20 protein-coding genes are annotated in these 23,601 nt (G+C 66.1%); 7 read left to right on the top strand and 13 right to left on the bottom strand.

Going from position 1 to position 23,601, the window contains the following annotated elements; all coding sequences use genetic code 11:
• Nucleotides 1-31 precede the first annotated feature (31 nt).
• The 4 genes from AC07NF_RS18075 to AC07NF_RS18060 form a co-directional block, all read right to left on the bottom strand.
• Nucleotides 32-1,936 (bottom strand): M13 family metallopeptidase, encoded by a 1,905-nt coding sequence (locus tag AC07NF_RS18075; protein ID WP_494655327.1) that lies wholly within the window; start codon nt 1,934-1,936, stop codon nt 32-34.
• Nucleotides 1,937-2,092: 156 nt separating this feature from the next.
• Nucleotides 2,093-2,950 carry an NmrA family NAD(P)-binding protein gene (locus AC07NF_RS18070; RefSeq protein WP_494628693.1) on the bottom strand — a complete coding sequence of 286 codons (858 nt, stop codon included), beginning with the start codon at nt 2,948-2,950 and terminating at the stop codon, nt 2,093-2,095.
• Between the two features lie 83 nt (nt 2,951-3,033).
• Nucleotides 3,034-3,606 (bottom strand): dihydrofolate reductase family protein, encoded by a 573-nt coding sequence (locus AC07NF_RS18065; RefSeq protein ID WP_492811978.1) that lies wholly within the window; start codon nt 3,604-3,606, stop codon nt 3,034-3,036.
• A gap of 19 nt (nt 3,607-3,625) precedes the next feature.
• Nucleotides 3,626-4,648: a hypothetical protein gene (locus AC07NF_RS18060; protein WP_494628694.1), complete on the bottom strand. Its 1,023-nt coding sequence runs from the start codon at nt 4,646-4,648 to the stop codon at nt 3,626-3,628.
• 99 nt (nt 4,649-4,747) lie between these two features.
• Here AC07NF_RS18060 and pdxR point away from each other — a divergent pair, with 99 nt between their 5' ends.
• The gene (gene pdxR / locus AC07NF_RS18055) at nt 4,748-6,145 is read left to right on the top strand and encodes a MocR-like pyridoxine biosynthesis transcription factor PdxR (protein WP_494628695.1); all 1,398 of its coding nucleotides are present in this window, start codon (nt 4,748-4,750) and stop codon (nt 6,143-6,145) included.
• Nucleotides 6,146-6,181: 36 nt separating this feature from the next.
• Here the strand turns inward: pdxR and AC07NF_RS18050 are convergent, their stop codons facing one another.
• The 3 genes from AC07NF_RS18050 to AC07NF_RS18040 are packed head-to-tail and all read right to left on the bottom strand — an operon-like array spanning nt 6,182 to nt 8,299.
• Complete coding sequence (locus AC07NF_RS18050; RefSeq protein WP_494628696.1) at nt 6,182-7,138, bottom strand: amidohydrolase family protein; 957 nt, start codon at nt 7,136-7,138, stop codon at nt 6,182-6,184.
• Between the two features lie 52 nt (nt 7,139-7,190).
• Entirely contained in the window at nt 7,191-7,628 is a 438-nt protein-coding gene (locus tag AC07NF_RS18045; RefSeq protein WP_492811985.1) for a DoxX family protein, read from the bottom strand.
• Nucleotides 7,629-7,630: 2 nt separating this feature from the next.
• Nucleotides 7,631-8,299, bottom strand: coding sequence for a dihydrofolate reductase family protein (locus AC07NF_RS18040; RefSeq protein ID WP_492811987.1), 669 nt, complete (start codon nt 8,297-8,299; stop codon nt 7,631-7,633).
• 598 nt (nt 8,300-8,897) lie between these two features.
• On the opposite strand from AC07NF_RS18040, the gene AC07NF_RS18035 reads away from it, so the two are divergent.
• Nucleotides 8,898-9,353, top strand: a complete 456-nt coding sequence (locus AC07NF_RS18035) for a VOC family protein (RefSeq protein ID WP_492811989.1) — start codon at nt 8,898-8,900, stop codon at nt 9,351-9,353.
• Between the two features lie 116 nt (nt 9,354-9,469).
• On the opposite strand, the gene AC07NF_RS18030 is transcribed toward AC07NF_RS18035, so the two are convergent.
• Nucleotides 9,470-10,351, bottom strand: a complete 882-nt coding sequence (locus tag AC07NF_RS18030) for a LysR family transcriptional regulator (protein WP_492811990.1) — start codon at nt 10,349-10,351, stop codon at nt 9,470-9,472.
• Nucleotides 10,352-10,455: 104 nt separating this feature from the next.
• On the opposite strand from AC07NF_RS18030, the gene AC07NF_RS18025 reads away from it, so the two are divergent.
• Nucleotides 10,456-11,334 (top strand): SDR family oxidoreductase, encoded by an 879-nt coding sequence (locus AC07NF_RS18025; protein WP_494628697.1) that lies wholly within the window; start codon nt 10,456-10,458, stop codon nt 11,332-11,334.
• Between the two features lie 273 nt (nt 11,335-11,607).
• Nucleotides 11,608-13,692: a hybrid sensor histidine kinase/response regulator gene (locus tag AC07NF_RS18020; protein ID WP_494628698.1), complete on the top strand. Its 2,085-nt coding sequence runs from the start codon at nt 11,608-11,610 to the stop codon at nt 13,690-13,692.
• A 16-nt stretch (nt 13,693-13,708) separates the two neighbouring features.
• Here the strand turns inward: AC07NF_RS18020 and AC07NF_RS18015 are convergent, their stop codons facing one another.
• From AC07NF_RS18015 to AC07NF_RS18000, 4 genes are all read right to left on the bottom strand, one after another.
• Nucleotides 13,709-14,395 carry a TMEM175 family protein gene (locus AC07NF_RS18015; protein WP_494628699.1) on the bottom strand — a complete coding sequence of 229 codons (687 nt, stop codon included), beginning with the start codon at nt 14,393-14,395 and terminating at the stop codon, nt 13,709-13,711.
• Nucleotides 14,396-14,598: 203 nt separating this feature from the next.
• Nucleotides 14,599-14,943 (bottom strand): hypothetical protein, encoded by a 345-nt coding sequence (locus AC07NF_RS18010; RefSeq protein WP_494628700.1) that lies wholly within the window; start codon nt 14,941-14,943, stop codon nt 14,599-14,601.
• A gap of 110 nt (nt 14,944-15,053) precedes the next feature.
• Complete coding sequence (locus tag AC07NF_RS18005; RefSeq protein ID WP_494628701.1) at nt 15,054-15,638, bottom strand: AAA family ATPase; 585 nt, start codon at nt 15,636-15,638, stop codon at nt 15,054-15,056.
• Nucleotides 15,638-17,617 (bottom strand): excinuclease ABC subunit UvrA, encoded by a 1,980-nt coding sequence (locus AC07NF_RS18000; protein WP_494628702.1) that lies wholly within the window; start codon nt 17,615-17,617, stop codon nt 15,638-15,640. The genes AC07NF_RS18005 and AC07NF_RS18000 overlap by 1 nt, the downstream gene beginning before the upstream one ends.
• 451 nt (nt 17,618-18,068) lie before the next feature.
• On the opposite strand from AC07NF_RS18000, the gene AC07NF_RS17995 reads away from it, so the two are divergent.
• Entirely contained in the window at nt 18,069-21,110 is a 3,042-nt protein-coding gene (locus tag AC07NF_RS17995) for a PAS domain S-box protein (protein WP_494628703.1), read from the top strand.
• A gap of 183 nt (nt 21,111-21,293) precedes the next feature.
• Here the strand turns inward: AC07NF_RS17995 and AC07NF_RS17990 are convergent, their stop codons facing one another.
• Nucleotides 21,294-22,190, bottom strand: a complete 897-nt coding sequence (locus AC07NF_RS17990) for a LysR family transcriptional regulator ArgP (RefSeq protein ID WP_494628704.1) — start codon at nt 22,188-22,190, stop codon at nt 21,294-21,296.
• 68 nt (nt 22,191-22,258) lie between these two features.
• On the opposite strand from AC07NF_RS17990, the gene AC07NF_RS17985 reads away from it, so the two are divergent.
• Together AC07NF_RS17985 and AC07NF_RS17980 are read left to right on the top strand one after the other, a co-directional pair.
• The gene (locus AC07NF_RS17985; RefSeq protein WP_494628705.1) at nt 22,259-22,885 is read left to right on the top strand and encodes a LysE/ArgO family amino acid transporter; all 627 of its coding nucleotides are present in this window, start codon (nt 22,259-22,261) and stop codon (nt 22,883-22,885) included.
• A gap of 14 nt (nt 22,886-22,899) precedes the next feature.
• Nucleotides 22,900-23,586: a B3/B4 domain-containing protein gene (locus AC07NF_RS17980; RefSeq protein WP_494628706.1), complete on the top strand. Its 687-nt coding sequence runs from the start codon at nt 22,900-22,902 to the stop codon at nt 23,584-23,586.
• Nucleotides 23,587-23,601 lie beyond the last annotated feature (15 nt).

The following is a 23,601-nucleotide window of genomic DNA, read 5'->3' as shown; positions in this document are numbered from 1 at the left end:
GCGCCGGTTCGGGACCTACGCCGCGTGTCGGTCACCAGACGCGAACCCGTTGCGCTGGCGGAAGGTACAGCGCCTGGTCGCCGGTCACGTCGAAGGCCTCGTACCAGGCGTCGAGATTGCGCGCCGTCCAGACCCGCTGCGGCGCGGGGGCGTGAGGGTTGGCGAGCAGACGCTGGCGCAGCTCGGCCTCCCGATAGTTGAGGCGCCAGATCTGGGCCCAGCCCAGGAAAAACCGCTGATCGCCCGTGAAGCCATCTAGCACCGGCGCCGCTCGACCGTTCAAGGACAGGCTCCAAGCGTCATGGGCGATCGCCAGGCCTCCGAGGTCGGCGATATTCTCGCCAAGGGTCAGGGCGCCGTTCACAGTCAAATCCGGCAGCGGCGCATAGGCGTCGTACTGGCGGACCAGGGCCTGCGTCCGCGCTTCGAACCGCGTCAGGTCGGCGCGCGTCCACCAGGTCGCCAGACGTCCCTGCTCATCATACTTGGAGCCCTGGTCGTCGAACTGGTGGCTGATTTCGTGGGCGATCGAGGCGCCGATCGCGCCGTAGTTGACCGCTGGATCGGCCGCCGGATCGAAGAATGGCGGCTGCAGGATAGCAGCCGGAACCACGATTTCGACGGCGGTGAAGTTGGCGAAGGCGTCGACCGTCATCGGTGTCACCCGCCATTCATCACGATCGAACGGTTTGCCCAACTTGGCGATCTCGCGGTCGAACGCGAAGGTTCTCGCGCGACGCTGATCGCCGAAGGCGTCGTCGGGGCGAAGCTCTAGTCCAGCATAGTCACGCCATCGATCCGGATAGCCGATCTTAGGCCGGAATGCCGCGAGCTTGGCGCGCGCCCTCAGCTTTGTCTCCGGCGCCATCCAGTCCAGCGCCTGGATGCGCCGGTCCATGGCGGCGATCAGATTGCGCACCAGGGCCTGGGCCGCGGCCTTGTGGCCAGCGGGAAAGTAGCGTTCGACATAGGCCTTGCCGACGTCGTCGGGCGCGGCGTCGACGGCGAAGGCGACCGCTCGACGCCAACGCGGTTCCGGCGCCTCGGCCCCGCTGAGCAAGCGGCCGTGAAAGGCGAAACGCTCTTGGGCGAAAGCCGCGGGCAATACATCCCCATAGGCGTCGAGCACCGCCACGCGCAGGGCGTCCTTCAAGACCGGCAGCGGTGTGGCGCCCACCAATCGGGCGATGGCGCTGATCGCGTCGGGCTGCACGAGCACCAGTTCGCCCATCCGAACCCCCAGCGCGTCGAGATAGACCGCGACGTCGAACCCCTTCATCCCCGCGAGGATCTCGGCGCGTTTGCGACGGTTGTAGGTCTTGGCCGCGTCGCGGCTATCCACGCGGTTCCAGCTGACCTTGGCGATCTTGGTCTCGAAGGCCAGCAAAGCGTCCGCGCGGCGCCCAGCCTCCCGTTCACCGACGCCCAACACCCCCAGGAGACGCGCGAGGTGATCGCGATACGCCGTTCGCGTCCCGGCCATGGTCGCGTCCTGGCGAAGGTAGTAGTCGCGATCGGGCAGGCCCAGCCCCGCCTGGGCCAGTTTCAGCACGTAGGCGTTCGGATGATGATCATCCTGGACCACCGAGACCTCGAAAGGCCCGGCGACGCCTTCACGAGCAGCTTGCGCGGCAAGGCGGGCATAGCCTGCCCGGGACGCGGCGGCGTTGATGCGATCGAGCCATGGGCGCGCCGGCGTCAGAGCCTTGGCCTCGATCGCGGCCTCGTCGAGAAAGGCGGCATAGGCGGCGCCGGCCCGACTGCTCGGCGCTTTGCGCTGAACCTCCAGGAGGCTTCTCATCCGCTCCCGATTCAGATCGTCCAGGCGCGTGAACATGCCCACGCTCGACCGGTCTGACGGTATTGGCGTCGCCTTGGCCCAGCCACCGTTGGCGAAGGCGTAGAAGTCATCCCCGGGCGCGACCGCCCGATCCATCCCAGCGCTATCGAAGCCGAAGGTCCCTATCTCTGGAGTGGTCGTCGATTGGGCCTTGGCTGGCGAAAAGGCGTTCGCCAGCATCAGCGCCGCGACCATGAACAGGCCAGTCCTCCACGCCGCGCGATCGTCCAGACAAGGCGGAGAAGATCGCATCTAGCGGGCGCCAGCCAGGGCGGCGACATACGCCTTCAAGGTCACATCGCCACGCTCAGAATCCTGCGGCAATTCGAAGCCACCGTCGGCTATGACCCCCGTCATCCTGGCGTAGGCCTCCGCCGCGGCTTGGGAAAAGCCTTGGTCGCGATAAGCCTGGACCCATTGGTCACGGGGCGTGACGACAAGCTCGACCGGATGCCCGAGCGCTTCAGCGAAAGCATCGGCGACGTCCCGCGCGCAATAGCGCTCCGGTCCCTCCACCGCGCCAATTCCGACCTGGCCAAGCGGCGCTTGCAGGCGACGCGCCGCGGCCTTGCCCAGATCCTCAGGCGCGACCATCGGGATCTTCAGATCGGCGGGCAGCATCGTCGTCAGGGTTCCGCCTCTGGCCTCCTCCAGCTGGGCGTCGAAGTTGCTGAAGTAGTAGCCAGCGCGCTGGATCGCGGCGGGGATCGGCTGGGCGGCGAGGGCTCGTTCGAAATCGTAGAGGACGCTCAGGTCCCCATAGCGTTCACCCGGCTGCGCGCCGATGGCCGATTCCAGCACCACCTTCTCGAGCCCTGAGCCTTCGAGCGCCGCTAAGATGCTGTCCAGAGTGGCGTGCTCGCCCGCGTCGGTGTCGGTCGCGACATCGGCGGGCGGGTTGAGCAGGAACGCGCGCCTACCGGTCTTGAAGACTTTGCGCAGGGCATCGCTGTCATGAAGATCGATCACCGCCGTCCGCGCGCCTTGCGCCTCCCAATCGGCCGCCTTGGCCTGGTCGTGCAGTACGGCGGTGACCGGCTGGCCCGCGTCGAGCAAGGCCTTGGCCGTCGCTGAACCGACGTGACCGCTCGCACTGAGGATGATGAACATGGGAGCCTCCTTGTTGCGTGTGACCTAAACCCGTCGGCGCGGCCGTCGTTCGGCTTGGCCATGGGGCCGCGCCACCAGCGACCTCACCCGCGTAGACGCGCGTAGGTGAGCCTCACTGCGCCGGTGTCCATCTGCCGGACATCCTCGAGCGCCAGGGCGATGGGCGTGTGCGGATGCTTGAAGACCGAATGGCCGCCGCCAAACAGGTGCGGCGTCACCAGCAGGCGGTACTCGTCGACGAGATCCTCGGCCAGCAGCGCCGCGGCAAGGGAGACGCCGCCGACGGCGTTGATGTCGCCCTGGAAGCTTTGCTTTAGCCCCGCGACCGTCGCCTCGAGGCTGTCGGCCGAGACCGTCGCGTTCCATCCGGGGTCGCGCAACGTGCGGGAGACGACGACCTTGGGCAGCCCGTTCATCGTCCGGGCCAGGGCGCGAAAGGCCGCCGGATTGCGCTCGTCCTGCTCCATCGCCGGCCAGAGCGGCGCGTTCTGCTCGAACGCCCGGCGGCCGTAGAGCAGCAGGCTGCCCGGCGCGACGTTCGGCGCGGACCAGTGCTGCTCCAGGTCGTCGGACCAGTCGGGGCGGATCATCGCCCCGTCCGGCCCCTCGACGAAGCCGTCGAGGGTCATGAACATGCTGAGGATCAGTTTGGACATCCGGTTTCCCTTGTTTGGACTAGAGGCGCAGGCCGCACAGCCCGGCTATGATCGCCGCCGACAAGGCCGCCGCGCCGGCTAGGCCCGCGCCCCACACACGATCCGCCACTGCCTGGCGCAGGCCATGCGCGAGCAGCACCTGGCGCAGGCCGCAGAACAGGTGCGCGACGATGAAGAAGACGCCCAGGGCGTAGTGCGGGACGAGGCGGATGTTCCACGCGTCGAGCAGCAGGCCGTCGGGCGCGCCCGTCGCCCACGCCCAATTGGTCTGGATCTTGTGGACAGCCCGGGCCGACACGAACGCCGAGTTCATGTGGGTGACGATGAAGGCCGCCAGATAGGCGCCTGATCCGACCTGGATCGTGCGGACCAGATCCGTCGGGCGGGCGCTCCAGCGCCAGGCCATGACGCCGCCGCCGGCGACCTGGAACAGCAGCAGGATCACGAGCACGGGTTCGACGAAGCGCGACCGGTAGACCACCCGCCCCAGGGCCATCACGCGGGCATGCATGTCGGGACCCAGAAGGCCCATCAAGTGGTTGAACAGGTGAAACGCCACGAACAGCAGGATCAAGACGGCCGCCACGCCATGGGCGATCCGAAGGCGAGGGGATGACTCCACCTCCCCTTCCGTCCGGTCCGGTTTGACGAACGACGAGATCACGCCGAGGCCGATCCAGAGGCCGGTCCAGATCCAGAGATCCTTTACGGGCGAATGCAGCAGCCCAGCCAGGACGCCGGTCAGCACGAACACTGGCGGCGCGGCCAGTCCGGCCAAGGCCAGACGGCGCGCGGCGACGCCGACCTGCGCGAGACCGGGCAACGTCAGCGCCAGGCACGAGAGCGGTAGGGCGAAGACGACGAGCAACCGGATGCACGCGCCCAGCGTCAGCCCGCCGGCGCTCGCCGCAGCGCCGTGGAAGGCTCGAAGCGCCCATGGATACAGAAGCGCCGCGGCGACCGGCAGCCAGAGTGCGCCGCGAACCGCTAGGTCCGTCGCCGCCAGGTTCAGCCTTGAATTCGTCGAAACGCTTGTCGACACGCCACACGTCCCTGCTGGTTCGCCATCGTGGCGACGGCAGGACTAGAGGCGCCCCATGGCCCATTGCACAGAGCCACTTTCGATGAAAATTAGTGAGCCATGAATGCTGCGCCCCATCTCGACGCCTTCGTCATCGACCGCGCCTCGGCGATGCCGCTGCATGATCAACTCTATGAGCGGATCCATGGCGCGATCCGCGATGGGCGTCTGGCGCCGGGCGCGCGGCTGCCCTCGACGCGCAGCCTGTCCACCCAATTGGGCGTCGCGCGCGGGACCATCGACGCGGTCTATGCGCGCCTGGCCGGCGAGGGCTGCCTGACGGCCCGCCGCCCCGGCGGCACGATCGTCAGCCCGAGCTTTCGGCCGCCATCCGGCGCCCCTGCCGCACCCAAGCTCCAGCCTTCATCCGAGCCCTGGCTTCCCTTGCAATTGGGCCTGCCGGCTCTGGATCTCTTTCCCCGCAAGACCTGGACCCGGATCCTCGCGCGGCAGGCGCGACAGTTGCCGATCGACGAGATGGTCGCGCCCGATCCCATGGGCCTGCCGGCGCTGCGCGAGGCGATCGCCGCCTATCTGGCCGTGTCGCGCGGGATCACTTGCGACGCGCGCCAGATCGTCGTCACCCATGGTTATCAGGACGCGCTCAACCTGACTGTCGACCTGGTGCTGGCCATGGGCGACACGGTGTGGATCGAGGACCCTGGCTATGGCTTCGTCCAGCGAACCCTGAGCGCGCGGCTGATGACCGTCGCCGCCGCGCCCGTGGACGAGGAAGGTCTGGATGTCGACCAGGCCCGGGCCAAAGCGCCTGACGCCAAGCTCGCCATCGTCACGCCGGCCCATCAGTTCCCGCTGGGCGTCACCCTGTCGTCAGCGCGGCGGCGCGCCCTGCTGGCCTGGGCCGCGGAGGCTGACCGCTGGATCTTGGAGGACGACTACGACTGCGAATTCCACTACAGCGGCCATAAGCCGGCGGCGCTGAAGACGATGGACGTCGACCAGAGGGTTTTCTACGCCGGCAGCTTCAGCAAGTCGCTGCTGCCCTCGCTGCGCCTGGGCTATCTGGTTCTTCCCCCCCACCTCGTGGACGCGGCCAGGACCGCTCAGCAGCTGCGTCATCGCGGCGTGGCGATGTTCGAGCAATTGGCTGTCGCCGAGTTCATGCGCCAAGGCCATTTCGCGAGGCATCTGCGGCGCATGGCGGTCTGCTACAAGACGCGCCGCAACGCTCTGGTCGCCGCGCTGGAACGCGCTTTCGGCGACCGCATCGCCCTCACCCACCGCGCTGGCGGCCTGCATGTGCTGGGTCGGTTTCCAAGCCTGAGCGAGGATGTCGACCTGGCCCAGCGGGCGGCGCGAGCCGGTCTCAGGCCGAGCCCGCTATCAGGCCAATATATGGCGCGGGGCAGCGACCAAGGCCTGCTGATGAGCTTCACCAACATCCCCGAGGATCGGGCCGACCAGGTCGCCGCCGCTTTGGCGAGCGTCCTCATGTGAGACGCCGCGAGACTTAAAAGGCCGGCGACGGCCGGTTCAGCCCCGGATGCCGTAGAACGACGCCGCATTGTTGTAGAAAATATCTCTTTTCTCATCCGTCGAGAGATAGGATGCAGTTTCGATGCGCTCGACGGCGAGAGCGATGGCGTCGGGCCAGAACATCTGGTCGGAGCCGAACATTATGCGCTTACCAAAGCCGGCATCGATCATACGGCGGAGATAGTCGCGGAAGGCCGGCGCCGGCAGCAGCCACGACAGGGCGCCGGTGTCGATATTGACATTGTCGTAGATCATCATGACCGCCATGGCCTCCTCGATGTGGGGCCAAGCACTGTGCATCAGGTTTATCTTAAGCTTGGGATGCCGATTTATCGCCTCCTCGATGGACTCGGGATGCCCAAGTCCGGACCGCGCGAGACGGCAGCAGGGATCAAATGCGGTCTGGCCCGGCATCGTGCCCAGGTGCACGGCGACGGGGACGCCTAGGTCTTCGGCCAAGGCAAGATAGGGCTCATAGATTGGATCACCCAGCGTCTTGCCGGCATATTGCGCTGTGACTTCGCCCAGGACCCTTAGGTCGCCATTGGTGAACAGCTGTCGTAATGTATCGATAGACGGCAAGGGCGCGTCCTCCGAGCCTCGGATCCCCGCTCCACCGATCACCTGATCCGGATAGGCGCGGCGCCATTCGAGCGCTGCGCCTATCCTGTCGCCGTCACCACCGCTCACCACCGCGCGGGCGACGTTGAGCCGCCTCATCTCATTGATGCAGGCCTGCATATGATCCGCGCCGTTGCGGATCGAACTCTTTTGCTTTGTGATCGGATTGACGATCGGGCCATCGAACCTCATCGCTGCGGGATAGGCGTGCACGTGCACGTCGATGATGGGGTTGGCCTTGACGCCTTCTGGATGTGGCCAGACCGCGCCGGCATAGCCGCTGGCGGCAGTCACCGCCGCGGTCGCCAGAAAATTTCGGCGATTTATGGTCATGCTTGATCTCACTCTATGGCGGTTCGGCAAGGATCGCGGCTTGCTCATCCGTTCAGCGCGCGCGGTCGACGATCAAGGACCGCCGCCGGACGAGAAGCCTTCCGGGGCCATGGACCGCGGCGAACAACATCCCCGCCGCGAAGGGGAAGTGGCTGACGAAAGCGCCGAGCTCGAGGTTCTTTGCGTCGGTCCAATGCGACGCGCCATGGAACGCGAAGGCAAGGAACAGGACGTAGATCGCGCCCAGCAGCATCATCTCGGAGAAGAATGCTCCGGTCGCGAGCGCGAGAATCAAGCCCAGCTCGAAAAGCGCGGCGAGGACCGCCAGGACCCACGGGACGGGGAAGCCCGCTGCGGCGATGGTCTCGGCGATCGTGGCGAACATCATGACCTTCGAGGCAAACGCCATGAGAAAGACAAGCGCGAGCGCGAAGCGGGCCAAGAGCGCGATCGCGTCCGACCATCGCGCTAGGGGGAGATTATCGGTCACGATTATCGCTCTCCCTCGCTCTGTTCCCTCGCCTCGGATGCGGCCGTTTGCCCTCTGGGCGGCCGTGCGATGGCGTAGCGCAGGTGGGTCGCCGCGCGCGTGGTGACGACCGAGCGGGCCTCCAGAGCGACGACGCGCCCGAACGCATCGTCGAACATGCGCGTGCCGCCACCGAGAAGAACTGGCGAGACATGAAGCGAAACTTCGTCGACGAGCCCGGCGCGCAGGAACTGCCGGCCGATATCGGCGCCGCCCATGATGCAGATGTCCTTGCCGCCCACCGCGACGCGGGCTGACGCCAGCGCGGACACGATGTCGCCGGCGAAATGGTAGACGCCATCGGGGATGGCGGCAGGGACCGTGTGCGAGACAACAAACAGTGGAAGGCGGGCGGCGCCGGTCGGCCCGTCGGCGCCCCAACTTGGGAGAGAGTCGTCATAGGTCCGGCGACCGCAGATTATGGCCCCTGCCCCGCCGACGCCGTCGGCCAACAGGCGGCGGTCTTCCTCGGTGGCGTCGCGGCCAACCCAGGCGTGGAGCGCTTCGCCGCCATCGCCGAGGATATTGCCGGGGCCTGGGTTGGGACCGCGCATGAACCCGTCCACCGACAGGCTAATATCGAATACCACGAGGCTGCTCATCGACGCTTCTCCTTCAACTGTGGTGGCCATGACGCGCTCCCGCGGAGGTCAGGCCGCCGGAGACCGCCTCTCCGTGCCGCCCTGAGCGCCCGCGGATGCAGGAGCGCGGCGCCGATCGGCGGCCAGGGCGAGACCGAGGCGGCTCGGCCCGATGTGGCGAAAGCCAATCCCGAATTTGCTGCAACCTCTGTCGACACCGCGTACATCCCTGTCGTCGCCAGGTTCGACAACGGTCGCACTAGAGAGGTCACATGGACCACTGCACAGGGCCATTTCTGGTAAAAACGAGTAGGCCATGAACCAGGCGTCCGATCTCGACGCCTTCGCGCGGGATCACGCTTCGGCGCCGCCACCGCATCGCCAACGTTGTGCGCGGAACTTGGCCCGGCGCGCCGATACCGTCGACGCGCATCCCACGCTTCTCAACCGTCTGGAGCTTAAGCGACGCAGCTTTCGTGGCGGCTGGCGCCGGCGCCAGACTCTAGCTTTCAACCAACTCGCGGACGTTCAGCCCAGCGCGCCTGCAGAGGCTAGGGCGCCCACTGCCTATGACTAAAGAATTCGATAGCGACCAGCCCACAGCGCGCGAATGATCCGGGTGGCGACACGCCGCCCCTGGGGAGAGAACATGACCAAGAGCAACCTGCTGCGGATGGACAACGTGGGCATCGTGGTGGAATCCCTTGATGATGCCGTGGAGTTCTTCACCGCGCTTGGCCTGACGTGCGAAGGACGAGGCGCGATTGAAGGTGAGTGGGCCGGACGCGTCACCGGGCTTGGCGATCAGCACGTCGAGGTCGCCATGATGGTCACGCCCGACGGCCATAGCCGCCTTGAGCTGTCGCGGTTTCTCAGGCCATCCGTCATCGCCGATCACCGCAACGCTCCGGTCAACGCCCTCGGCTACTTGCGGGCTATGTTCACCGTAAGCGACATCGACGAAACCCTAGCCAGTCTTCAAAAGCACGGGGCGCGGCTAGTCGGCGAAGTGGTTCGGTACCAAGACGCGTATAGGCTCTGCTACATCCGCGGCCCCGAAAACCTTCTCATCGGACTGGCGCAACCGCTCGCCGGTGGTCAGTAGCATTGGGCGCAGCGGCGCCATGAGCGGACATTGAGCGCAGCTCCAGAAGCAGACGTGCTCAAACGGACCTTCTGCTCTGAGCCAGAGGTGATTGCCCAACCCTCTTCCCGCAAGCTTCAGCTTAGCTCGACGTACCTAGCGAGCTCCTCAGGCGCGCCAGTTGGGAACGTGGCCTTGAGATGATCCAGAAAAGCTGAGACCCGCGCGCTCAACAGTCGCCGGGACGGATAGAGCGCCCAGAGCGCGATCCTGGATTCTGCGACCTCGCCCCAAGAGACCAAGCGGCCCGCCTCCAAATCGTGGCTGACCAGCGAGATCGGCAGCCGGGCAATCCCCACGCGCGCGCGCACCGCGTCGCGCACCATGATCATCGACGACAGCCGCAGCACCGGCTCGACTGCGATGCGGGAGGCGCCTACTTGCCAAGTCTCGGCGTCATTGGCCGCGCCGCGCACGACGGCCCGCACCGGCGCGCCGTCCATCGGCTGCGTCAGATCCGGCGAGGCTACGACCACCAGTCGGTCGTGCAGGAAGACTCGGCCGATCAGGCCCGCGTCCGGGTCGGGGTTCACCCGGATCACCAGGTCATAGCCTTCCTCGACCATGTCGACCTGGCGGTCGTCGGTGGTCACCTCGAGCCTCACCTCGGGGAACTGGCCCGCGAAGTCGGCGGCGAGGCGGCCCATGGCGGTCTGCGAAAACAGCAGCGGCGCACTGATCCGCAGCCGGCCGCGCGGCGTGCCGCCGCCGGAGGCGATCGCCGCGGCCGCTTCATCCAGCTCGGCCAGCAGCGCGCCGGTGCGGGCGTAGAGCGCGCGGCCCTCCTCGGTCAGCTTGAGGGTGCGCCCGCGCTCGAACAGGCGCAGGTCCAGACTGGCCTCGAGCTCGGCCACCCGGCGCGACAGGGTGGCCTTGGGCCGGCCGGCTTCGCGGGCGGCGCGGCCGAAGCCGCCATGACGGGCGACCAGATTGAAGTCGGCGAGGGCCAGAAGATCCATACGTTCCGCCAGTGAGACGAGGCGTCCAGATATAGCGACTATTGGCCCACCTGTGGATCGATCATTTCTCTGGGCGTCAAACCACTGCAACCCGGAGATTTTCCATGACCATCCTCGTCACCGGCGCTACCGGCCGTGTCGGTCGCCACGTCGTCCAGCAGCTGACCGATCGCGGCGCCAAGGTCCGCGTCCTGGCCCGAGCCCCCGCCAAGGCCGACTTCCCGACTTCGGTCGAGATCGCCAAGGGCGACCTGCTCGACATCGACGCCCTGCGCGCGGCCTTCAAGGGCGTACGCACCCTGTTCCTGCTCAACGCCGTGGCCGGCGACGAATTCACCCAGGCGCTGATCACCCTGAACATCGCCCGCGAATGCGGCGTCGATCGCGTCGTTTACCTGTCGGTGCTGCATGCCGACCGCTTCGTGAACGTGCCCCACTTCGCGGTGAAGTCCGGGGCCGAGCGGATGATCCAGCAGATGGGCTTTTCCGCCACGATTCTGCGCCCGGCCTACTTCATCGACAACGAGCTGATGATCAAGGAGGTGGTCCTGAACCACTGCGTCTATCCGATGCCGATCGGGGCTAAGGGCATCGCCATGGTCGACGCCCGCGACATCGCCGAGGTCGCCTCGATCGAACTGATCCGCCGCGACCAGGCGCCGGGCAAGCTGCCGGTCGAAACCCTAAACCTGGTCGGTCCCGACTCGCTGACGGGCGCGGACGTGGCGGCGATCTGGTCGGACGTCCTGGGCCGGCCGGTCGCCTATGGGGGCGACGATCCCAGCGGCTTCGAGCAGGCCGTCTCGGCCTTCATGCCCAAGTGGATGGCCTATGAGATGCGGCTGATGGCCGAGCGCTATGTCAGCGACGGCATGGTTCCGGAAGCCGGCGATGTCGAGCGCCTGACCGCGATCCTGGGTCGCCCGCTGCACACCTATCGCGAGTTCGCCAACGCGGTCGTCGCTGACAAAAAACAGGCTTAGCTTCTGCGGAAAATTGGGGGCGGCTAGAGTCGGCCGCCCTCGTGCCGCTTTGTTTGGTATGCGCCAGAAGCGGACCTTAACGCACCTCCAGAAACAAGACTTTGAGGCGTTTGGCCCGCGAGCGCGCGACGGTACAGCCAGCCCCCGGTGGCGCGACCGCCCGATCAGCCTGTACTGCGACAGATGGCCTCAACCGCAAAATCCGGCGCCGTTAACACCTAGCGATCTACTAGCTCGCAGATGCGTGCCCCATCCGTTGAACACAGCCCCGTCGTGATCAAGCGCGATGTTCGCCTATTGCTTTGGCTGGCCTCGATCCTGCTCGCGATCGTGGTTGGCGCGTGCGGCGCGTTGCTGGCGTACGCGACCTCGGCGGTCAATCACCTGCAGGAGCAGCAGGAAAAAGCGCTCGTCGAACGGACGCTGGAGCGTTGGACGGACAAAATCAGCAACGATTTGACGACGGCGACGGTGTGGGATCAGGCCTATCGTCAATTCCATCCGGGCGGCGACGTTCAGTGGGCGAACGCGGAGATCGGCACGTTCTTCGTGCACAACCGCGGGGTGGATCTGGCTTTTGCCGTTGATGGAAATGACCATCCTTTCTACGCCTACACCGAGCAAGGCCTTACCCGCACGGCGCAACTTCGCGACTTCGAACGCCAGACCGCGCCGCTGCTGAAGGCCTTGCGCCTCAAGGCCAAGCGCCAACTGGGCCGACTCTCCAACGCACCGCCGACAGCGCCGGAACTGGCCACGACTTTGAGCAGCGTCATGCGCTGGCGTGGAGCGGTTTATTTCGTCTCGGGCTCGACGGTGATCCCCGAGGATGCGGCCGACGCGGCGCGCGCGGAACGCACTGTTGTCCTTTTCACCGCCGTTCGCGCCGACCGCGCGTTCCAAGACGCCCTCAAGAATGATCTCCATCTGATCGCGCCGGCGATCGTGCCCCCTGGCCCAGCAGACCGACTGACCTTGCGCGACCTTGACGGCCGCCCCGTGGCCGGGGTGGTTTGGACGCCTGGCCGACCGGGTTTTCAGGTCTTCCGGCAAGCCGGCGCCTTGATCGGTGTCGTCGTCACCTTGTTGGCGCTCGTTGGCCTCCTGCTGGCGTCACGGATCGGCAAGGTCGTGGGCCGTGTTGATCGGGCCGAGGCCGAGTTGCACAACGCCCTCGAAGCCCGGATGCGCGCCCACCTCGCGGCGGAAACGGCCAACCGCAGCAAGAGCGAATTCCTCGCCAACATGAGCCACGAGATCCGCACGCCCCTGAACGGCGTGCTTGGGATGCTGCAGGTGGTCGAGCGCGAGGGACTTCCGCAGGTTCAAGCTCAGAGAATCGCGATCGCGCGCGAGTCGGGTGAAACGCTGCTGGTCCTGCTCAACGACCTGTTGGATTTATCCAAGATCGAGGCTGGTCACCTGAATTTGGACACGCGCGATTTCGACCTTGAGCATCTGCTGACAATAACGTGCCGCACGTTTTCGGATCTGGCGGCTGGAAAAAGCCTAGGGCTGGACCTTGAACTTGACCCCGCTCTGTGCGGCGTCTGGCGCGGTGATGACCTGCGGCTACGGCAGGTGATCGCAAATCTGGTCTCCAACGCCCTGAAATTCACCCAGAGCGGCGGCGTGGAGGTCAGTGCTCGTCGCCTTGGCGGCGCGGTCCGCTTCACCGTGGCAGACACAGGCATTGGCATGACGCCCGACAGCCTGGAGCGGGTTTTCGAAAGCTTCGTGCAAGGCGACCCCTCCACGACGCGCGTCTACGGCGGCACAGGTCTGGGCTTATCGATAAGTCGCCGCCTCGTGGAGGCGATGGGCGGGGAGCTGCAGGTTAAGAGCTGGTCCGGCGAAGGGTCTTGCTTCTGGTTCGATCTGGAGCTGGCCCGTGGCGAGGCCGCGAACGTGGAGAGCGCCGATAGCAAACCAGCGGAGGCAACCGGCATCAGCGCCGGGCGCGTCCTGGCGGTCGACGACAATCGGACAAACCGCACGCTCATTCGGGCGCTGCTCGAACCGTTGGGCCTGGAAGTTGAAGTCGCGACCAACGGCGCCGAAGCGGTGGCGGCCTTCGCAGCGCAGACCTTCGACCTCGTGTTGATGGATATTCAGATGCCGGTCATGGACGGGATGGCCGCCTGTCGTGAAATCCGACGTCTAGAGCAAGCAGGCTCCCGGCCCAGGACACCTATTCTGGCGCTGACGGCCAACGTGATGCCTCACCAGATCACTGAATATGAGGTGGCGGGTATGGACGGCGTTGTCGCCAAGCCCTTCAAGGTCGAGGACCTGATCGGCCGTCTCGCAGAGGCGCTGGACGGCGCCGGCACTAGATCCGAGAGCGCGGTCGGATAGTCGCTTGGCGACCGATCTATTCGCTTAGTTTCTCGTCCTCGCTCGGCGCCTCTCCTGGATTGTAGCGGGGCCTGGGCTGGGGAAGCAGGAAGAAGGCCACGCAGAGAAGCCCAATGGCGACACCAGCGCGCGGGGCCGCGAGCGCGAGGGGAATGGCGGCGATCTGCACGAGAGTGGCAACGCCATAGCGGCGCGTCATCTGTCGCAGGAGATCCGGCGCAAGACGCTTGTCCATCACCCGTCGGCCCGAAAGTCCGTAGAACCACTTGGCCATCCAGATGCAGGAAGTGAAGGCGAGGCCCGCCACCAGCGCCACCGATGCGGTCGGCTCGAAGTGCCGCCCGACATGGAAGCACCACAAGCGGATCGGATACGGGATGACGACGATCGCCAGAAGGAACACCAGATTGATCGCACTGAACCAGTGGTCGCTCTTGGCGTAGATGCGCCCGGAATAGTGATGCTGGATCCAATAGGCGCCGATCACCACGTAGCAGAGAACCAGGGCAAGATGCTCGCGCCACTGCGCGGCCATGGCTTCGACCAGGTCGGTATAGCCCTGCGGCCCGTCTGGCGACCCAGGAACCTTGATCTCGACGATAAGCAGGGTTAGCGCGATCGCGAACACCGCGTCGCTGAACCCCTCGAAGCGACTCAGTCCGCGCTCGGCGCCATGCGTGTTGGCTTTGCGGCGTTCGGCCATGGTGTCCGCCTTACAACCCTTTCGGACCTTCGGTCCGGCTTGCGCCAAAATGGCCTTGTCCCGTCCAACCGCCGAACCCTGCGCGTCCCGCCTTAGGTCGCGGCGGTCTGTCCCGGCGCCGGTATCGATCGGCCTCTTGTAGGGAATAAAGGGAAGCCTGGAGGGGACATCCTTAGGCGACGCCGCTTGTCCCCAGCACGGCCTCAGTCTTCGACCTGGCCGCTCTCGTGGGGAAGCTTGTAGGCTAGAACCTGCGCGTGTTCGATCTTGGGCACGCCGTCGAGCAATTCGGGCGTCTTGGCGATTAGCGCACGTCCAACTTTGCCCGCCAGGTGCGCGAGCCGTCCCTTGTCGCCCGGAAAAGTATCGAAGATGGCGAAGTCGTCGTGACCGAAGCGGACGGCGTACCAGGTTGTCGTGTCGTGCTCTTCCATCACCGCCGACAAGCCGTCGCGAAGGAAGGCCTCCACTTCGGGCCCCTTCCCTGGCTTTGCTTGCAAGCGCACAAACAGCGCCTTGTTCACGGGCGAGCTTTCGTCGTCGGCCATGACGGCCTCCTTTTGCAACGGCTGCCCGAACCAACGGCTGAGACCGCCGTCGGGGGGCGCCCGTCACGCGCCTATCGCGCATTCACCGCGTTTCGATCGCCACGCGGCGTTCACGCCGCTCCAAGCGCGCGCGCCAAGAAGGGCGCCGTGCGGCTCTCGGCGACGCGCGCGACCACCCCCGGCCGCCCGCTGGCGACAATGTTCCCACCTTCGTCGCCGGCGCCTGGACCGATATCGATCACCCAGTCACTTGCCGCCGCCACGCTCATGTCGTGATCGACGATGATCACCGTGTTGCCCGCCTCCACCAAGGCGTTCAGTTGCTTCAGGAGTCGTTCAACGTCGGTGGGATGCAGCCCCGTCGTCGGCTCGTCCAGCACATAGAGGGCGCCACCGCGCTGCGCGCGCTGAAGCTCGGTGGCCAGCTTGACCCTCTGAGCCTCACCACCTGACAACTCCGTGGCCGGCTGTCCCAACCGAAGATAGTTGAGACCCACTTCGCGAAGGACGGTCAGGGCGCGACGGACCGTCGGCGCGTCCGAGAAGAAGTCCCAGGCGGTTTCGACCGTCATGCCCAGGATGTCGGCGATGGTCTTGTCACGATACCGAATTTCTAAGGTCTTTTCGTTGTAGCGCGCGCCATGACAGGCGGGGCACGGCGCATAGACGCTGGGAAGGAACAGGAGCTCGACCATCACGAAGCCCTCACCTTCACAGTGCAGGCAACGGCCCTTGGCGACATTGAACGAGAAGCGGCCCGCGTCGTAGCGGCGGCGCTTGGCTTCCGGCGTCGCGGCGAAGATCGCCCTGACATGGTCGAACAGCCCCGTATAGGTCGCCAGGTTCGAGCGCGGCGTTCGGCCGATGGCCTCTGATCGACCTGGATCAAGCGTTTGACCGGTCCGAGACCGCCGTCGATCCGTCCCTCGGTCGCAATTGGGGCGTCCCGTTCGAGCGCCGCCTCCGCGTCGATGTCCTCATCAATGGCAGGAGGCGCACCTAACGCCTCGGCGACCAGCTCCACGAGCGCTTGGCTCACCAGGCTGGATTTGCCGGACCCTGATACGCCAGTGACCGTCGTCAAGATGTGGAGCGGAAAGGCGCAGCTGACCTCGCGAAGATTGTTGCGCGTGACATCGGCGAGCCGGAGCCAGTCATCAGCCTCGCGAGGCGAGCGGGCCGCGCCCGCTGGCTTGGCGAACAGGTGGCGCGCCGTCTCCGAGCGCTCGATCTTGGCCAGACCATCCGGCGGCCCGCTGTAGAGGATCTGGCCGCCAAGCTCTCCGGCCGCGGGGCCGACATCCACGATCCAGTCGGCATGGCGCACGACGTCCAGTTCATGCTCAACGACGAACAGCGAGTTTCCCACGGCCTTGAGCGCATCCAGGGCCCTCAACAAGGCTTGGGTGTCGACCGGATGCAGACCGGCCGACGGCTCGTCGAGCACGTAGACGACGCCGAACAGATTGGAGACGACCTGTGTCGCCAGTCTTAAGCGCTGCAGCTCCCCCGGCGACAGGGTCGGTGTGCTGCGTTCCAGGGTCAGATAGCCAAGTCCAAGGTCGAGCAGGACCGAGAGGCGCTTGCAAAGGTCTGCGGCGATCCGCTCCACAACCATGACCTTCTCGGGATGATCCTGGCCAAGGGCCTCTAGTCTGTCCGCACGGCCTTCAGCGTAGGGCGCGAAGATCTCCGAAAAGGCCTTCAGCGGCTGGCGGGACATCTGCGCGATGTCGAGACCTTCGAAGGTCACCGACAGGGACTCTCGGCGCAGCCGCTTGCCCTCGCACAGCGGGCAGTCGCTGCTGACCATGTAGCGCGCGGCGCGCTTCTTCATCATCGCGCTTTGGGTGGTGGCGAAGCTGTGTGTGACGTGGCGCCGGGCGCTGGAGAACGTGCCCATGTAGCTGGGCTCGGTCTTGCGGCGGATCGCGCGCTGGATCTGCTGATGATCCCAGCCGGGATAGACCGGCACGACCGGCTGTTCGTCGGTGAACAGGATCCAGTCGCGAGTTTTCTTCGGCAGGTCGCGCCAGGGCTTGTCGACGTCGACGCCCAAGGTGATCAGGATGTCGCGCAGGTTTTGGCCGCCCCAGGCCGTGGGCCAGGCCGCGACGGCGCGCTCACGGATGGACAGGGAGGGGTCGGGCACCATCGACGCTTCGGTGACCTCGTGGATCCTGCCCAGGCCATGGCATCGCGGACAGGCGCCCTCGGGTGTATTGGTCGAGAACGACTCCGCCTCCAGATGCGGCTGGCTGGCGGGATAGTCGCCGGCGCGCGAGTACAGCATGCGCAGCAGATTGGAGAGCGTCGTGACGCTGCCGACGGACGATCGGGTGGTGGGCGAGCCCCGTTGTTGCTGCAGGGCTACGGCCGGCGGCAAGCCTTCGATCTCGTCGACCTGCGGCACGCTCATCTGATGGAAGAGGCGCCGCGCGTAGGGGGAGACCGATTCCAGGTATCGGCGCTGCGCCTCGGCATAGAGCGTGCTGAAGGCGAGCGACGATTTTCCAGATCCCGAGACACCCGTGAAGACCACCAAAGCATTGCGCGGAATGTCCACATCGACGTTCTTGAGATTGTGCTCTCGAGCGCCCCTCACCCGGACACGATCCGGGACGGCCCCGCCGGACGCGCTCGTGACCCTCGGCCGGGGGGTGGTCGTTGCCATGGCGGCTCCTTCGCGATCACATAACGGCCCAGCCGCGCGGCCGATCCGCTCGACCAGGCGCCTGGCGCCGATGCCGATCTTGCTCCGCGGACAACCCTATTTCGGCGTGACGCGGAACAGTCCGCCGGCGCTGTCGTCCTCGAGCATCCAGAAGCGGAAGTTGGTACGCCTCCAGGATCCGGACATTCAGCTTGGGCCTGGTCGCGGTCGAGACCGCCGCCTGGGCCCTTTTCAGGTTCGCCCAATCTCTCGAGCCGGCGCTCGACCGTGGCCTTCATGTCGCTTTTCCGACAGATCGTTAGAGGCGACCGAACCGATCGGGCGGCTTGGCGTTGAAGTCAGGCGCCGGCCATAAGCTTCACCGCACGCGGCGCCTGGGGATGTGAAAGCAATGTCGTTCGGCGTGGATCTACGCGAACCAGAACCGTCTTTCCTGGCGGGCGACAGCGAAATGGCGCGCCTGATCGCGGTCCACGATTGGGGCGCCACCGCGCTTGGTCCGCTCGACGCCTGGCCCGCTCATCTGAAGACCGTCACCAGCCTGATCCTGCGCTGCCACGTGCCCATCGTCACCCTTTGGGGCGAGGACGGGCTGATGATCTATAATGACGCCTATTCGGTCTTCGCTGGCGGGCGACACCCGCAGCTCCTCGGCTCCAAGGTCCGCGAGGGCTGGGACGAGGTGGCCGAGTTCAACGACAACGTCATGCGCGTGGGCCTGGCCGGCGGCAATCTCAGCTTCCAGGACCAGGAACTGACCCTGAACCGCAGCGGCGCGCCCGAACAGGTCTGGATGGATCTGGACTATTCACCGATCCTCGATGAGGCCGGCCGTCCGGTCGGCGTAATCGCCATCGTCATCGAGACTACCCAGAAGGTCCTGGCGCGCCGCGTATTGGGCGAGTCTGAGGCGCAGCTGCGGCGCGCCCAGGAGGCCGGCGGCGTGGGCCTGTTCACCATCGACATCCGTCAAAACCAGCTGCGCGGCACACCGGAGTTCTACCGGCTATTTGGTCTGCCCCAGGTCGAGGTCGCCCCGCCAGAGGACATTCAGCGCTTGGTCGCGCCGGAAGATCGCCAGACGATCTCCGACGCGGACCGTCGAGCGAGCGGCCAGGCCGCGCTCGACGTGGAATACCGCATCCATCGCGCCGATGACGGCCGTGAACGGATCATCGCGCGGCGCGGCGAATATGAGCGCGACGCCGACGGCCTGCCCGTTCGGCTCGTCGGCGTGGTGCAGGACGTCACCGAGCGCCGCGCAGAGCAGAGAGCGCTCGAACAAAGCGAGGCGCAGTTTCGGGCCCTAACCCAGGCCTTGCCCAACCAGGTGTGGACGGCGACGCCATCCGGGGGCCTCGACTGGTTCAACGCCCGGGTGCTGGACGACACCGGCTCGACCACCGAGCAGTTGCTTGGCAGCGGCTGGTCGCAGCTTGTCCACCCCGAGGACCTAATGGCGACCGCCGAGCGCTGGAGCCGGGCGGTCGCGTCGGGCGAAACCTATGAGGCTGAGTTTCGCATCCGCGACCGAGAGGGCCGCTATCGCTGGCATCTGAGCCGCGCGGTGCCGCTGCGCGACGCCGACGAGGCGGTCATCCGCTGGGTGGGGACCAACACCGACATCCACGATCAGAAGCTGGCCGAGGCGCAAAGCACGCGCGATCGTGACCGCATGTGGACGATGTCGCAGGACTTGATGCTGGTCTGCGATTTCGAGGGGATGGTCACCGCGGCCAACCCTTCGGTCACCCGAATGCTCGGCTGGGACCTGGACGCGTTCATCGGCCAGCCGCTGACCGACTTCATTCATCCGTCGGACCTTGAGACCACGACGGCGGAGTTGGAAAAGCTCTCGACCGGCCGTACGACCCTGGCCTTCGAGAACCGCTACCGCACCAAGTCCGGCGGCTATCGCCTGCTAGAATGGACCGCCGTGCCCGAGGCCGGACGCATCCACGCCGTCGGGCGAGACATCACCAAGGAACGGGCCGCCGCGCGGGACCAGGAGCGGATCTGGACCCTGTCGCCGGTGCTCAAGCTCATCGCCGGCCAGGACGGCGTCATCGCCGCGATCAATCCGGCCTGGACGCATGTGCTGGGCTGGAGCGCTGAAGAGACGCTAGGTCGCACGCTCGGTCACTTCCTGTCGGCGGAGGATCGCGACGCCGGCCAGGCGATCCTGGAGCGCCTCGCGCGTGGAGAGCGTGTGCGCGATGAGCAGATCACCCTGGACGCCCAGGATGGCGAGCGCCGGCACATCGTCTGGACCTTCGCCGGCGAGGGCAACACCGTCTACGGCTTTGGCCGCGACGTCACCGAGCAACGGGCGGTCGAAGAAGCTCTGCGCCAGAGCCAGAAGATGGAGGCGGTGGGCCAGCTGACCGGCGGCATCGCGCACGACTTCAACAATCTGCTGCAGGGCATCACCGGCAGCCTGGACCTCGTTCAAAAACGCATCGCTCAGGGCCGAATGGCCGAGCTGGACCGCTTCGTCACCGGCGCGATGAACTCGGCCAATCGCGCCTCGGCCCTGACCCACCGGCTGCTGGCCTTCTCGCGCCGCCAGCCGCTCGACCCGCGCCCCGTGCGGGCCAATCCGCTGGTCGCCTCGATGGAGGATCTCCTGCGCCGTACATTGGGCGAACGGGTGCATTTGGAACTGGTCTTGGCCGGCGGATTGTGGACGACGCTGTGCGATCCCAACCAGCTGGAGAGCGCTCTGCTCAACCTGGCCATCAACGCTCGCGACGCCATGCCCGACGGCGGCAAACTAACCATCGAAACCTGCAACGCGCACTTGGACAGCCAGTATGCGGCGCGCCAGCGCGAGGTCGCGCCCGGGCAATATGTCTGCATCTGCGTTACCGATACCGGCGTGGGTATGGACGAGGCGACCATCGCGCGGGCCTTCGAGCCGTTCTTCACCACCAAGCCGATCGGTCAGGGCACGGGCCTGGGCCTGTCGATGATCTACGGCTTCGCGCGGCAGTCGGAGGGCTATGCCAAGATCTATAGCGAGGTCGGCAACGGCACGACGTTCAAGCTATATCTGCCGCGCTTCCGCGGACCGACCGAGGAAGACCACGCGCTTCCGGAACTGTCGCAGGACCATCAGGCCCATGCCGGCGAGACAGTGCTGGTCGTGGAGGACGAGCCGGTAGTGCGCGGATTGATCGTCGAGGTGCTCAGCGACCTAGGCTATGCGGCGATCGAGGCCGCCGACGGCAACCAGGGCCTGGAGGTCCTGCAATCCAAGCGCCGTATCGACCTGATGATCACCGACATGGGCCTGCCCGGGCTCAACGGGCGGCAGATCGCCGACGCCGGACGTCAGCTGCGCCCTGAACTGCGCGTGCTGTTCATGACCGGATATGCGGAGAACGCGGCCCTGGCCTCGGGCTTCCTGGAGCCCGGCATGGCGATGATCACCAAGCCGTTCGCCATGGAACTCCTGGCCACGCGAGTACGCGAGATCCTCGGCGAAGCCTAGTCCTCCCTGCGCAATCCCCCAACTAGCTATGACAGGCCGATGCGTTGGTCGATGCAGCGCCAGGAGCCGACGTTAGCGCACCTCCAAGAACGCGACATTCGGCGCCTTGCCGCGACGGCCAACACCGAACCTGGCGGATGATCGAGGGCACCGATTTGAGGCGTCGGCGCGCACCTTCTTTGACTAGCAAGGCGCCAATGTGCGGGTGGCGGCCGTTCGGATAGCCTGGGTAAGGTTGTCGAGGAGCCGGGCCGACAGTCTTGTGCGTTGCCAGTAGAGCGAAACCGAGATTCGATGCTTCGGCGAAAGCTCAACAAGACGGCCGGCGCTTAGATGTGGCGCGGCCAAAACCGTCGGGGTGGTCGCCCAGCCGAGGCCAGCAAGAGTCATATCCAGCATGCCCGGCGTCGAGGGCGCCCAGTGCGTCGGTGGAGAAATCTCCACGTCCCAAGCCTCGCGAGCCCACCGCGCCTGCAACTGATCGCGTCGATCGAAACGCAGGATGGGCGCGGCTTGAAGGCTGTCCGCACCGACGCCGTCGGCGAAGAAGCGCACCATAAATGCGGGGCTGGCGACCGCGACGTAGTCGATGGCGCCGAGCGGGTAGGTCTTGCAGCCGGACACCGGCGACGGATCCGCCGTTACGGCCGCGAGCACTTCGCCCGACCTCAAGCGGTCAGCCGTGTGAGCTTCGTCTTCAAGCACCAAGTCCAGCATCGCGCCCGTCTCTCGAGCAAAGAGCGCCGCGGCTTCTGGAAACCAGGTGCTGACGCTGTCGGCATTGACCGCCACGCGGACGGTCGAAGGCTCGAGGGTCGGGCCGGCCAGGCTTGGCAAGTTACGGATCACCTCACTTTCCAGGAGGCGCACCTGTTCGACATGGGCGCAAAGCTTGGCGCCCATGTCCGTGGGACGGCAAGGCGCGCCGCGCGTCAGTAGGATTGCGCCAACGCGTTCCTCCAAGCCTTTGACTCGTTGCGACACGGCCGAGGGGGTCACGCCCAGCAGCGCCGCGGCCTTATCGAAGCTGCCTTCGCGGGCAACGGCGGCGACGGCGGCAAGCGAAGCATAGTCCAACATTAGCTCGCCTAATTTAACGTAAGGAACCTGAATTAGCCTACAGCGTCCACGTCGGGCATCAAGCGCCCATGACCCAAGACGTTCTTCCCGCCTTCACCAAGGGCTTCGTCCTCTCCGCCGGCCTCATCATTGCGATCGGCGCCCAAAACATGTTCGTGCTGCGGCAAGGCCTGAAGCGCGAGCACGTGCTGCCGATCGTGCTGTTTTGCGCGCTCGCCGACGCCACCTTGATCGTGGCTGGTGTCAGCGGGCTGGGCGGGGTCCTGGCGTTGATCCCGGGCTTGGCCCTCGGGCTCAGCCTCGGCGGCGCAGCGTTCTTGAGTTGGTACGGAATCTCGGCGCTGCGCCGGGCCGCCAGACCTTCAGCCCTGGTTATCGGCCAAGAAGCCGGTTTGACCTTGGGCGCGGCCCTGGCGGGAACGGCCGCCTTCACCTTCCTGAATCCGCACGTCTACATTGACACCGTCATGTTGATGGGAGCGGTCGGCGCCAGCTTGCCGCCCCTGGAGCGCCCGCTCTTCATGGCTGGTGCAGCCCTGGCCAGCTTTGTCTGGTTTTCCTCGCTAGGCTTCGGCGCGCGCTTCCTGGCGCCGCTGTTCGCCCGGCCAATGGCGTGGCGCGTACTCGACGTGGCCATCGGGATACTGATGCTGGCGCTCGCCGCCAGCCTCGTGCACAGCGCCATCACCGGCTAGGTAGGGTCATTCCAATGTCGTTCGCGCCTGCCATCTCGCCAGAAATCTTCGCCCTACGACCGGACTTCACCGCGCTGAGCATCTATGTCAATGCGGCACGCAACACAGAGAGCGACGCCCAAAGCGCCGGCCTGTTGGACGCAGCATGCGGTATGCTGGACGCGGCTCCTTGGGCTGAGGCGCATCTGGAGGCTTGGCGAGAAGCCTATCGCGCCTTCGGCGCCAAGCCTCAACGTACACCGTGCTCGGCCGATGCCCTGCGCAAGCGCGCGCTTAAGGATGGCCGGCTGCCGACAGTCAACGCGGTCGTCGATCTTTACAACGCTATCAGCGTCCGCTTTGCGCTGCCCATCGGCGGCGAGGACGCGGACCTCTACGCAGGAGCGCCGTCCTTGATCCGCGCGATCGGCGGCGAGCCGTTTGACACCATCCAGGAGGGTCGGCCGCAGATCGAGCCGGTCGATCGTGGAGAGGTGGTCTGGCGGGACGCCCGGGGCGTCACGTGCCGGCGCTGGAATTGGCGGCAAGGCGTTCGAACCCGCATCGGCGCCGACACCACCAGGATGTGGTTCGTTCTAGAACGCTTGGCTCCGATGCCAATCGAGGCCCTGGAGCAAGCCGGCGCTGAGCTCCTGAACGGCCTGAAAGCCTTCAGCCCTGGCATTCGCGCGTCGACGCTGATGCTCGGCGCAGGAGCCTAGCGACGGCTTTCGCGC

It is taken from the genome of Caulobacter sp. GW821-FHT10A06 (assembly GCF_059415805.1).
Note: the sequence above shows the minus strand (reverse complement) of the source record. Positions and strands in the feature narration are given on the sequence as shown.